General features: G+C 40.0%; 10 protein-coding genes. 1 reads left to right on the top strand and 9 read right to left on the bottom strand.

All coding sequences use genetic code 11. The features are described from left to right. Positions 1 to 15 precede the first annotated feature (15 nt). Positions 16 to 738 (top strand): GntR family transcriptional regulator, encoded by a 723-nt coding sequence (locus tag ACWM35_RS19010; RefSeq protein ID WP_454820437.1) that lies wholly within the window; start codon positions 16 to 18, stop codon positions 736 to 738. A 105-nt stretch (positions 739 to 843) separates the two neighbouring features. On the opposite strand, the gene ACWM35_RS19005 is transcribed toward ACWM35_RS19010, so the two are convergent. The 9 genes from ACWM35_RS19005 to ACWM35_RS18965 form a co-directional block, all read right to left on the bottom strand. Continuing rightward, positions 844 to 1,203, bottom strand: coding sequence for a phage holin family protein (locus ACWM35_RS19005; RefSeq protein ID WP_454820436.1), 360 nt, complete (start codon positions 1,201 to 1,203; stop codon positions 844 to 846). 11 nt (positions 1,204 to 1,214) lie between these two features. Continuing rightward, complete coding sequence (locus ACWM35_RS19000) at positions 1,215 to 2,333, bottom strand: DUF4097 family beta strand repeat-containing protein (RefSeq protein WP_454820435.1); 1,119 nt, start codon at positions 2,331 to 2,333, stop codon at positions 1,215 to 1,217. 34 nt (positions 2,334 to 2,367) lie between these two features. After that, on the bottom strand, positions 2,368 to 2,682 hold the full coding sequence (locus tag ACWM35_RS18995; protein ID WP_454820434.1) for a DUF4870 domain-containing protein: 315 nt from the start codon (positions 2,680 to 2,682) through the stop codon (positions 2,368 to 2,370). A gap of 417 nt (positions 2,683 to 3,099) precedes the next feature. After that, a complete protein-coding gene (uvrA, locus tag ACWM35_RS18990; RefSeq protein WP_454820432.1) occupies positions 3,100 to 5,976 on the bottom strand; it encodes an excinuclease ABC subunit UvrA in 2,877 nt (958 codons plus the stop codon). 7 nt (positions 5,977 to 5,983) lie between these two features. Then, entirely contained in the window at positions 5,984 to 7,963 is a 1,980-nt protein-coding gene (gene uvrB / locus ACWM35_RS18985) for an excinuclease ABC subunit UvrB (protein ID WP_454820431.1), read from the bottom strand. Between the two features lie 280 nt (positions 7,964 to 8,243). Then, positions 8,244 to 8,492 (bottom strand): CsbA family protein, encoded by a 249-nt coding sequence (locus ACWM35_RS18980; protein WP_454820430.1) that lies wholly within the window; start codon positions 8,490 to 8,492, stop codon positions 8,244 to 8,246. A gap of 80 nt (positions 8,493 to 8,572) precedes the next feature. Further along, positions 8,573 to 10,912: an EAL domain-containing protein gene (locus tag ACWM35_RS18975; RefSeq protein ID WP_454820429.1), complete on the bottom strand. Its 2,340-nt coding sequence runs from the start codon at positions 10,910 to 10,912 to the stop codon at positions 8,573 to 8,575. A gap of 159 nt (positions 10,913 to 11,071) precedes the next feature. Further along, entirely contained in the window at positions 11,072 to 11,713 is a 642-nt protein-coding gene (locus ACWM35_RS18970; protein WP_454820428.1) for a YcnI family copper-binding membrane protein, read from the bottom strand. Between the two features lie 21 nt (positions 11,714 to 11,734). Then, positions 11,735 to 13,312 carry a copper resistance CopC/CopD family protein gene (locus ACWM35_RS18965; RefSeq protein WP_454820427.1) on the bottom strand — a complete coding sequence of 526 codons (1,578 nt, stop codon included), beginning with the start codon at positions 13,310 to 13,312 and terminating at the stop codon, positions 11,735 to 11,737. Between the last annotated feature and the right edge of the window lie 72 nt (positions 13,313 to 13,384).

The following is a 13,384-nucleotide window of genomic DNA, read 5'->3' as shown; positions in this document are numbered from 1 at the left end:
TAAGGAGTGTTGGAGTTGATCAACAAAAATTCACCCGTTCCTATCTATCACCAACTGGAAGAAGCTATTAAGCAGCAAATTGAAAATGGCCTTTTAAAGGAAGAAGAATTGATTCCCTCAGAACGGGAATTTGCCGAGCGGTTTCAAATCAGCCGGATGACGGTCAGACAAGCGATTAATAATTTGGTGGCAGACGGTTATTTAAATCGAAAAAAAGGCCGTGGGACCTTTGTTAGTAAAAAGAAGGTTGAACAAGAACTGCAAGGAATGACCAGTTTTACGGAAGACATGCTTTCAAGGGGAATGAACCCTAGCAGTAAGCTGCTTTCCTTTAAAATCATTGGAGCAGACAAAAAAACCGCACTTGACCTGAAAATTGCTGAAAATGAACCTATTTACAAAATAAAACGGATCCGTCTCGCCGATGGAGCCCCAATGGCACTCGAAACGGCCTATATTCCCGTCAACCTCATACCTGGTTTGTCCGAGGAAAATAGCAATCTGTCTCTTTATCAGTACATTGAAGAACATCTCGCCCTTACCATCAGTGAAGCAACACAGGAAATCGAAGCCGCGATTGCTGATGGCGAAATCGCTGAACCGCTTGGAATCGATAAGGGCGAACCCATTCTATTTATTGTTCGAATCGCCTATTTACAAGACGGCACTCCATTTGAGCTGGTTAAATCCTCCTTCCGGGGAGATCGCTATCGCTTTATTGCTACGATGAAACGTTAAAGTAGACATGTGCACTAGCGAACTGGCAGGCACTTGATTGAGGTATTGCCCCATTTATGTGAAATAGAAAAAGCAATTGGCGACATATGCCAATTGCTTTTTCATTTATTTTTCCTGCTTTCGTTCGAGAATGGTTTTTTGGATAACTAGGTTAACAAGCGAAATAATTACCGCAGCTAATAACGCCATTCCAAAGCCGGATATTTCAAAAGCATCACCCATTAAGTAATCCGTTAATTCAAGCGTAATCGCATTCACAACAAACAGAAAAAAACCTAATGTTAAGATGGTAACTGGCAGTGTCAAAATAATTAGAATCGGCCGCACAAGGACATTTAAGATTGAGAGTAAGACACTTGCCAGCACGGCAGCGGCAAAGCCTTCTAAATGAAAACTTTCTGAAAAATAGCCCGCTATTGCCATAAATAATACCGCATTCAACAAAATCCCAAGCAACCATCTCATTTGCAAAACTCCTATTGTTTACTGACCTCATCAGTTTTATGAAGGGTAATAGAACCTGTTTTTGTATCGGCAAAGATCTTTAACATCCTTTCCGGATGATTAACCGATTGAAAACGAAGCATTTTTTGAATCATTTCGCTTTTTTCCTCAAGGATTTGAATCCCATCGAGCTTGATATTAAAACCGCCTAGATTCGTCTTTAGCTCACCGCTGGCCGCAACGCCATCAGGAACGTATAAATCAATTCCACCCGTTGTTGCCTTGGCCGCAATTAATTCGCAGCGGCTGCCATTTAGATTATAGCTAGTGTTACCATTAAGCGTCTGTGTTTCAACCTTTCTGAAATCACCGTCCAGCTTAATCGCGCCATTGATCGTTTCTACCTCGAGATCATCAATGACACTGCCCTTCAACGTAATATGCCCATTTGCCGTTTCAATTTCTGCTTTATTTCCATTAAGACTTGAAAATTCAATTTTACCATTTGCAGTTTTTACTCGGAGGTCTCTTATCGTTAATTCTTCGCCGGATATCGGACCGTTAAACATACGAACACGTACACGATCATATTCAGCCTGCGGGATATACACTACCGCATCTACCTTCATCCATTTTTGCTGGGTCATAAACCGCAATTTCTGCCCCTCAATGGCAAACAGAACATCCTTTAAAAAATTTTGTCTGGCTTGATCTGAATTTTCTACTCGATACACTTTAGCCTGACACTCAATGCGGACATCCTTTTGATCCCAGGCAACCAGTTTAAGCGAGCCATTTGCCAGGTCAATATCCATATCGGTTAAGTAAACATCTCCTTGGTGGAAAATATGGGAGATTTCAACGGATTGACCAAAGTTCAAATCAAAATCAAGGTCTTTAATTTTTTTCAAAGCGGTGTCAACAAAATCAAAAATTTTATCCTTTGTTGTATGAACCTTACTATTGAAGTTATCCCCTTTTTTGGCTTCCTCAAACTTGAAGGCGGTCGATAATTCTTGGGCAATTTGCGCCTGTTTTTGCTCCATCGTTTGTGTTGATTTTTCAAGCTCCTCCAAAAGAGTTAAGGCTTCATTTACGGTTAATTTCCCTTCCTCTACCATCTTTAATATTCGAATTCTTTCTTCCTTCATCTTTACCCACCTCAATTTAAGTATTCTATAAATCCTATTCCTGTATGAAAACTTTTACACCTTTTATCACATTCCAGATCGCCACAATAACGCTAAGCAGCACCATTACTCCCGCAGTAATAAGGGTAAATACAGGTATTTGATCCTGGCCGAGAGAGATATCATTGAAGATGGCAAAAATTAATACCGGTATCAGAATTAGCGGAATCAAATGGGATACCAATGCCTTCTTCGCGTGACTTTTCGTGATTGGATCACCTGAGGCAAACATCACAACTAGGGGGAAAATAAATCCAGCAAAAAAGATACTAAAATAACATAACCCAGAAAGAACTTTTCTTGTTTCCATTTCGCTCAGCTCCTTTATCTCGCATTAACGGGCAGTAAGACCCCCACTTCAAAATAGTAAGAGCGAAGAAGTTTATGTAGTGGATAACTGCCCGTAAATGCCCGATAAGTTCAACTAACAATCAGTGGGGACGAAGCCCCCCACTTATTGAAGTTTCACTTTATCCCTTATGTACGAACGAGAAAGTTTGAAGGTTTCACTTTTTGGGGTAAATTTACAATTTTGATTGAATTGTTTTTGTTTTGTTGAGACTGGAGCGGGAATTGTAAAAGTTTGGCCCAGTTTTGTAAAAGATGCACCTACTTTTGTTAAACATTGCTCCTTCTTTGTAAAAGATGCACCTACTTTTGTTAAACATTGCTCCTTCTTTGTAAAAGATACACCGGAATGAAACCAAAAAAGCTAAAACACGAGGTTTTAGCTTTTTGAAATCATTTCTTTTTCTTCTATTTGCTGCTTCATCCGCAACCGTTCACGTTCGAGGATTGGCTTTAAGTATTTTCCGGTATAGGATCCTGGTACTTCTGCTACCTTTTCAGGTGTTCCCGTAGCGATAATGGTTCCACCTTTGTCACCGCCTTCAGGGCCGAGGTCGACAATATAATCCACTGCCTTGATGACATCCAAGTTATGTTCAATGACGAGGACCGTATCACCATTTTCAACCAGTCGCTGAAGAACAACCAACAAGCGGGAGATATCATCGACATGAAGACCAGTTGTCGGCTCATCTAATATATAAAAGGTTTTACCATTTGTACGTCGATGGAGTTCGGAAGCAAGCTTGACACGCTGTGCTTCACCACCGGATAGGGTTGTGGCTGGCTGACCCAATGTAACATAGCCAAGCCCAACATCATAAATGGTCTGAAGCTTACGGCTGATTTTTGGAATATTTTCAAAAAATTCCACGGCTGCTTCAACGGTCATTTCAAGAATGTCAGAGATATTTTTCCCTTTGTACTTTACTTCAAGTGTTTCACGATTATATCGTTTACCATGGCAAACCTCACATGGAACATAGACGTCCGGAAGGAAGTGCATCTCGATTTTAATGATACCATCACCTTTACAGGCTTCACAGCGGCCTCCCTTTACATTAAAGCTAAAGCGTCCTTTTTTATAACCACGAACCTTCGCTTCATTTGTTGAGGCAAACACATCACGTACATCATCAAACACTCCGGTATAGGTCGCCGGGTTTGAACGTGGCGTTCTCCCGATTGGTGATTGATCGATATCAATTACTTTTTCTAAATGCTCTATCCCTTTAATACTCTTATGGTCACCTGGCTTAGTTTTGGCTCGATTCAATTTTTGTGCCAGCGATTTGTGGAGTATTTCATTGATCAGCGTACTTTTACCAGAACCAGATACCCCGGTAACAGCAATAAACGTTCCAAGTGGTAATTTTACATTCACATTTCGGAGATTATTCTCAGAAGCTCCCTTAATTTCAATATATCTTCCATCTGGCTTCCTTCTTTCAATCGGCAATGGAATATATTTTTTCCCTGCAAGATATTGTCCCGTGAGTGAGTTAGGGTCCCCCATGACCTCAGCGGGTGTTCCTGCTGAAACGATCTGCCCGCCATGGATACCGGCACCAGGTCCAATATCAATTAAGTAATCAGCAGCGAGCATCGTGTCTTCATCATGTTCAACAACAATGAGCGTATTCCCAATATCACGCATATTTTGCAAGGTATCAATCAACCGGTCATTGTCGCGTTGATGGAGTCCGATCGATGGTTCGTCGAGTATATAAAGTACTCCTGTTAGCCGTGAACCAATTTGAGTGGCCAAGCGAATCCGCTGTGCTTCACCGCCTGAAAGAGTTCCAGCAGCCCGACTTAAACTTAAATATTCAAGTCCGACATTGACTAGGAATCCTAATCGTTCGTTGATTTCTTGGAAAATTAATTTTGCAATTTGCATTTCCTTTTCCGTCAATTTTAATTCCGAAAAGAACTTTTGCGTTTCCTCAATCGATAACTCTGTAATATGAGAGATATGACGACCATTTATCAGGACAGCAAGGGTTTCCTGCTTCAAACGAAACCCATTACAAGTTGGGCATGGCTGCTCCGCCATGTATTTTTCCATTTGCTCACGAATGTAATCGGAGCTGGTTTCTTTGAAGCGTCGTTCAACATTGCGAAGTACCCCCTCGAACTCAATATGGCCTTCACGAATCTGGCCAAAATCGTTCTCATAGCGGAAGTATATTTTTTCACCCTTGGATCCATATAACACTTTATCCAATAAATGATTCGGAATATCCTGTACCGGCGTATCCATATCAACTCCAAAATGCTGGCAGACAGCCTCAAGTAGCTGCGGGTAGTACTGCGAGCTAGTCGGTTCCCATGGAGCAATGGCATGCTGCTTTAAAGTTAATTCCTTATTAGGAATAACAAGATCGAAGTCAACCTCTTGTTTCGATCCAAGACCATCACAATCTGGACAGGCTCCAAATGGGCTGTTAAAGGAGAACATCCTCGGCTCTAACTCACCAATCGAAAAGCCACAATGAGGACAGGCATGGTTTTCACTGAAAAGGAGTTCCTCTTCGCCGATTACATCCACAATTACTTTGCCTTCTCCTAAGCGCAATGCGGTTTCAAGCGAATCCGCAACCCTTGCTGAAACACCTTCCTTGACCACAATCCGGTCAACAACCACTTCAATGGAATGTTTTTTATTTTTCTCAAGTTCAATGTCTTCACCGAGATCGAGCATTTCTCCATCGACACGAACTCGAACAAATCCTTGCTTTTTTATATCCTCAAAGACTTTAACATGTGCCCCTTTTCGGCCTGAAATGACCGGTGCAAGAATTTGCATTTTGGTTCGTTCCGGATATTCTAAGATTCGGTCCACCATTTGCTCAATCGTTTGTGAGGAAATTTCTATGTTATGAATCGGGCAGGTAGGTCTGCCTACTCGGGCATATAATAATCTTAAATAATCATAAATCTCTGTTACCGTTCCAACTGTGGAACGAGGATTACGGCTTGTGGTTTTTTGATCAATGGAGATAGCCGGAGATAATCCCTCAATCTTATCGACATCTGGTTTATCCATTTGACCTAAAAATTGGCGTGCATAGGCAGACAGCGATTCGACATAACGCCGCTGTCCTTCAGCGTAAATCGTATCAAAAGCAAGCGAGGACTTTCCAGAACCAGAAAGTCCTGTTAAAACAACCAGTTTATCTCTCGGAATGGTGATATCAATATTTTTTAAATTGTGAGCCCTAGCTCCTTTAATCGTAATCTTATCCATTGCCATGTTTTTGTTATCCTTCCGCTCTCAATTCCAAAATCAGGTCACGAAGCTCAGCAGCACGCTCAAAGTTAAGCGCCTTCGCTTCTTCCTTCATTTCTTTTTCCATCGTCGCAATCAATTTATCTTTTTCTTTCTTAGACATTTTGCCGAATGATGCTGCTGGTTTGTAATCCTCTTGCTCTTCAGCAGCTTGAGTGGCACGAATCACATCACGAATTTCCTTTTGAATCGTTTGCGGTGTGATTCCATGTTTTAAGTTATATTCCTCTTGGATTGCCCGGCGGCGCTTTGTTTCACTAATCGCCAGCTCCATCGAATTCGTCATTTTATCTGCGTACATAATGACATGACCATTGGCGTTACGGGCTGCCCGGCCAATCGTTTGAATTAACGAACGCTCCGAGCGCAGGAAGCCTTCTTTGTCGGCATCCAGTATCGCAATCAGCGAAACCTCTGGGATATCCAGGCCCTCCCTAAGCAGGTTGATCCCTACCAGAACATCGTATTTACCTAGGCGGAGCTCTCGAATGATTTCAATCCTTTCCAGCGTCTTAACCTCTGAGTGCAGGTATTGAACCTTAATGCCGATTTCTTTAAGATAGTCCGTTAAGTCCTCAGACATTTTCTTCGTTAAGGTTGTGATGAGCACACGCTCATTCTTCAGCACGCGATCTTGAATTTCACCGATTAAGTCATCGATTTGTCCTTCGATTGGTCGAACCTCTATCGTTGGATCAAGTAAACCTGTTGGACGGATAATTTGCTGAATCATATCCGGTGTGTGCTCCAGCTCGTAGGGACCAGGAGTTGCCGATACAAAGATGGCATTATGGACATGCTTTTCAAACTCATCGAATGTCAATGGCCGATTATCAAGTGCGGATGGCAAACGGAAGCCGTGGTCGACAAGCACCTGCTTGCGTGCCTTATCCCCGTTGAACATCCCTCTTACTTGCGGCAAAGTCACATGCGACTCATCAATGACAAGTAGAAAATCTTCTGGAAAATAATCCAAGAGTGTATATGGGGTTGAGCCTGCAGGTCTTAGGGTTAGGTGTCTTGAGTAATTTTCAATTCCCGAGCAAAAACCCATTTCACGCATCATTTCAAGGTCATAACGGGTGCGCTGTTCGATTCTCTGCGCTTCGAGCAATTTATTGTCTTCACGTAGCTCTTCAAGCCGCTCCTCGAGTTCTTTTTCAATATTTTCAATCGCAACCCGCATCTTTTCTTCTCTCGTAACGAAGTGGGATGCTGGGAAAATCGCGACATGTTCGCGTTCACCGATGATTTCACCTGTCAAGGCATCGACTTCACGAATGCGATCGATTTCATCACCGAAAAATTCAACTCGCATACAATGCTCATCCCGTGAAACAGGGAAAATCTCCACCACATCACCACGGACACGAAACGTTCCGCGCTTAAAATCAATATCATTCCGTTCATATTGGATATCCACTAAGCGGTGAAGAAGCTTATTGCGCTCGATCTCCATTCCCGTTCTAAGGGATAACACCATTTCCCGATATTCCTCTGGCGAACCGAGGCCATAAATACAGGAGACACTGGCGATGATAATGACATCTTTACGCTCAAACAACGCGGATGTTGCAGAGTGGCGAAGTTTATCAATTTCATCATTAATACTAGCGTCTTTTTCAATGAAGGTATCCGTTTGTGGAACATAGGCTTCAGGCTGATAGTAATCGTAGTAGCTGACAAAATATTCAACAGCATTGTTTGGAAAAAATTCCTTAAACTCACTATAAAGCTGCCCAGCCAATGTTTTATTATGGGCAATGACAAGTGTCGGTTTATTGATTTCTTTAATGACATTGGAAACCGTAAATGTCTTACCCGTCCCGGTTGCACCAAGAAGTGTTTGGTAACGTTGGTTATTATTGATGCCTGCGACTAACTGACGAATCGCTTCCGGCTGGTCCCCCTGCGGCGAGTACTTCGAGACTAATTCAAATTGATCCTTCACACGATCTCCCTCCCGTTCAAACACCTTTCAGACATGCATTGCCTGAAAAATGTATTTTCGAAACAATATATTACCATTTTAACACAATTCCCTAAAAACAAACCAATAATATGCGAACGAATATTCGTTTTTTATCATTTACTTGTAGAGTGGCCTAGGTACTCGCGGATTTCTCGGTTTTACTCGCGAGATTCCACCATTTACTCGCGAGTTCGGTTTTTCCCAATTTACCCGCGAGGCTCGACGATTTACTCGCCAAGCACACAAAAAAGTCTGTCAATTACTCGACAGACTTTGAGGACACTAGCTTTGGTTTCAGTTTTAGCGCCAGCCAGAAACCGGCTGTTAATGAAAAAGAATCGATAACGATAAGTGCAAATGTGTTTGTATACCCTTTATAAACAGAAGCAGCAATGAGTCCAACCGTTAATCCAAGACCGATGAACCGATTATATGTGACCCGGGTGAAAAGCAAGACAAGCAATCCTGGCAAAATAAACGCCGATAAGTATCTAAAAACCTCTTCCAATGGGTACACCTCATTCATTGTTTTCTGTTTATTAATTCTAAAAATATATTTAATAAAAAGCAACATAAATGATTATTTTTTTAAGAAATCAAGGAACCCGTTTCGCTCTTTTCCAATTCAAAAAATTCCTTTTCAAGAATGGTGAACGGCATTGGGCGGCTAAAGTAAAAGCCCTGGATCATCGAGTTAAAATGGAAAGAAATATAATCCAATTGTTCCTCGGACTCAACCCCTTCAATTACAACCTCTAAATTTAGCCCTGTGATAACTTCAAAAATACCGGATAAAAGGAGCGTATCAAAAGTCTCACTCGGGACATTCTTAATAAAGTTCCGGTCAATTTTAATCACATCAATTGGAAGTTCTTTTAAATAAACGAGAGCAGATGTACCTACCCCGAAATCATCCAATGCCAACTTGACCTTCCTTTTCTTCAGCTCATGTGAAAAACGTTGTATTTCTGCTAATTCATTATTAACATCACTTTCCGTAATTTCAATTTGCAATAAGGAAGGTGGAAAGTTTGACTCCGTCAGGACTTGATCAAGCTTTCTAATAAAGCGAGAATCCTTCATTTGGGATTTTGATACATTCACAGACAAAGTCAAATCTTCAAAGCCCTTTTGGTGCAATTCACTAATCTGCTTCACAGCCTCAACTAGGACCCATTCTCCAATCGCTGGCATTAATCCCGTTTCCTCTGCTATTGGGATAAATACAGCTGGAGAAATCATTCCCTTGTCCGGATGATGCCAGCGTAAGAGAGCTTCCACCCCAGATATTCTATGTGACTTGCCACAGACAATCGTTTGATAGTAGATTTCAAATTGATTCTTTCCTAAAGCGAATTTCAAATCATTCTCTAATTCTAGTAAATTAATATAATTACGATTGGTTGTAAGATCTTGATAAAAAACAAATTGATTCTTTCCATTTTTTTTTGCTTCATGTAGAGCAATATCCGCTTTTTGTAGTAACTGCTCTAACATTTGACCATCCTGCGGATAACTGCTAACCCCAATGCTCGCGGTTACAGAGGCTTTATAAGTGCTTAATAGATATTCCTTACCGACTTCCTGCAAGAGCTTCTCAATGAAAGACTCTAATTCGGATTTCTCATGATATTTTAATAAAATAATAAATTCATCGCCACCATATCTGGCCATTATTCCATTATGTTGCTTAATGATCGGAAGCACCCGCTCACATACACTCTGTAACAATGCATCTCCTGTTTTATGACCCATAGAATCATTGACCTTTTTAAAGCCATCGAGGTCAAAAAACAAAATTGCCAGTTTCCCTTCGTAAGCAGCAGTAATTCGGGTAAATTGCCTAAATAATGAATAGCGGTTTGGAATTAATGTCAGTTGATCATAGTAAGCCAGCTGCACAATTTCATTATGCTTCTCCTCGAGTGAGGTTAGCATTCTATTTATCGAATGTTCGAGATCGGTTAATTCGTCTTTATGACCTTTACTTATTTTAATTCTAGAATTAACCTTTTTATTTTCTTGGATTTCCATCAATTGAAAGGATAATCCTTGAACACGAGATAGAATAAATTGGTTAAGTAAAACAGTGATCAACAGGATAAAGAATAAACCAGTAAATAATACGGTCTTTGACAATTGTTTAATGCTCGATTTTTTTTGTATATAAAAATCCCTATTGCTGATAAAACTGATTTCAAATGTTTCTTTTTCCGAATAATCTTTTATGTAGAAAGAGCCTTTTATTTTTTTTTCAGATATTTGTGTAACGTTCGTTAAATGAGAGTTCGTGGGTTTGACTTGCTTAAAAGAGAGATCTAGGGAAAGGCCTTCCCCTAGTCTTTTTATAAAAGACGCATTTACCATTTTTCCCATGATTAACGTTCCTGCCGATTCACCTTTGCCATTACTTTTATAGACCGATCGAATTGAATTCATGGTTAACCCAAGATCCGACATTACCAACTGGGAGCTGTTCATTTTATCAGATGATAAAATAGGCAAGAAAATTTGGTAGAAATCACTACCTAATTCAATTGGCTTCTTTTGTATGTAATCATAGCCCTTTTGATCAACTAGGTGGTTTTCAGAATCTAAAAATATCATATAGTTAATCAAATTATTATCAAATGTATCGTCTTGGAGATTGACACCAACATACTCTGGGTTTTCTCCTTGTAAATAGTAATACGTTTCATCCCAAACAGCCCAGTCACGGTTGGTTCTATTTAAAGTATCCTTTTTTGATTGGATTTGGTGATTAATCGTTTCTAGTTCTTTTTGCACATTACTTTTATCAAATTTAACAGAATCTTCAAGAATGGAGGGTCGTATTATAATATAAAGAAGAGTTAGAAATAAAAACACGGTAATTCCTACTACCAAAACCATTTTGCCTTTTAATTTCATCGTTGTATTCCTTCCCAATTAGATTCTCCATTAAATGAATAATCAAAAAAATATGTAGAAATTTGTCTTATATATCCATTATTGTACCATCTTATTCCTATTAATAAATTAGTAAAATCTTCCTAGCTATCTACAAAAAAAAGACAAGAGATCAATTCCCTTGTCTTCTTAATATTATCATCTCTTTTTTAAAGAAATTCCTAAAGCTAGCAAACCAGCAATTAGTGCTGCAATGGAAAGAAAGAGTGGTACTTGTGACGAACCAGTATCAGCACTTACTTCCGTTTCTTCTGTTGCATGTGTATCAGAAGTTGAATCGGTTGACGCGGCCCCGTGTCCGTGTGCGTCTCCTTCTGCTTCATGTACAACGGTAACAGATGCTGGCTTTTCTGCATCTTCCGCACCAACCCATTCCACTACACTTCCATCCTTGTAGGTTTGGTAGGCTTTCCATACGATTTCTTTAGCATCATCGCCCACTTTCCCAGACATATTAAACATCCCGAATTCAGTTGCTGATAGCCCTTCTCCTTTAGAAGTCCAAATGACACTAGTAATTTTACCAGAATCATCTTTTTGAACTTCATAACTCCAGTCTGGTTTTGGCTCGAAACGAGTAACATCTACGGTATCAGGAATTTTCACCTCTACTTTTGTTGTTGGAACATCGTCGCTTTCAGTTGGAACCTTTACCGTAAATACTTCATATTTTCCTTGTGATGTTTCATTTGGTTGGACAGTAACATGGGCACTTGCCACACTAGCAAAAATGGTCATGGCACCCATCATCGATACGATAGAAGTTATTAATTTTTTCATTTTCATTTCTCCAATCATTTTTTAGTAAACTCTGAAATCTTTTCGATAAACCTTTTCATTATCTTCTGAATCTAAAATCCTGACCTCCGCTTCCCAGTTTCCTGAAAACGGTAAGTATTGACCATCGATCATATAATGCGCTTTCGCTCCCGCTTCATAAGCTTCAAGGGGAACACGAATCGGCGCTACATCAGAATTGTCTTTATTGATTAAAATTAGTTCTATTCGTTTGATCTTCAGTCCTTCTTGTAGTGCATCTGCTTTAATCATGAAATCATTGGTGCCAGGCACCATTGGAGAAATCGTTGCAGTGAAGTCTATCTCTTCTCCCTTTTCAACCCAATGGAGTGGCTTATTCTCTGGTAGTGGACTTAAGAAGGTAAAGATTCCTACGATACATAAAATACCTATCATGAGAGAGAAATCCACTTTCAACAACGTCCCAATCTTTTCTTCCTGTTTCTTTTTCAGATATACACGTACTAAACCACCGACTATGATAACTAATACTACTAGTGCCATTTTGACTAGAAGTAAAATTCCCCATTGGGTATAGAACAGATAGTTTATTTTTGGCAAATAGATCAAGGTGGAAGCCACACCTGTGAGCGTTAAGACGATAATGCTGATTAGGGCCGCTTTAGAAAATTTCACTAGAAAATCACTTTGTTTTTTCCAATAAAGAAGAATGTAGAACAACCCTCCAGCCCATATAGCAGCAGCAAGCAGGTGAATCAAGTCGATTGTAACGCTTAAAATTTGAGGCTCATGTGCAAAGGCATGACCATTTACACTCTTTGATGTAAGGATTAATAATACCCAAACCCTATCAAGCCATGTATAGCGAAATAAAGTAACAAAACCAAGCAGCGTTAATAGCATAGAAATCGTCCACGAAAGCCCCACTGCCGTACCTGTTAACAGTGAGAAAAACTGATTCCAATCCCAAATATCAAGAAAACCTGTAACTTGAATTGCACCCATTCCGATATTCGCTAGTAAAAATAAAACAAGTAAATAGCGTGCCCACTTTCGATAACTGCTACCAAATTCCTCTGAACCTTTAAATAAGGTTCCCCATAATACCCAACCGGTAACAAGGAGTAAGAGAATATAGTAAAAAATTCTGATCGCGGAATTCAGAAATTCCTCTAAACCTTCAATGGAATCTTGATCGAGTAAAACATTTTCATTTTTGACATCTGAGACATCCCCAACGGAGATCATATAAGACCCTTTAATTGGATGCCCATCCGCTGAGATAACACTATAAGAAATCGTATAATAGCCACTCGCTAAATCTGGCAAGGTTTGACTCACCTGTTTTTGATCGACACTTAACTCTGTATTGCTTGTACTAACTTCTTCCCCACTGCTATCAAACACTTTAATGGAATAAAGTTCATTTTCTATCCTTTCATTAAACTGAAGGACAATTTCTTTTGGGGAAGACTGTAAATGACTATCTTGAGCTGGACTAGCCTTCTCCAGTACCGCATGTGCAAAAGCTCCTTGTGGAAAAGAAAGCAGCAAAACGGACATAAATAATAGAATGAGATACTGATAAAGCACCTTCCCTATTGGATTTCGTACAAACAAATCATAACCACCGACTTCCTATGTATCTCGATAACTTAATAACGTAAATAAGTTCCTTATCTATAAAATTAG

It is taken from the genome of Neobacillus sp. K501, assembly GCF_053749995.1.
The sequence above is the reverse complement of the archived record's forward strand: the minus strand, read 5'-3'. Positions and strand labels throughout refer to the sequence as shown.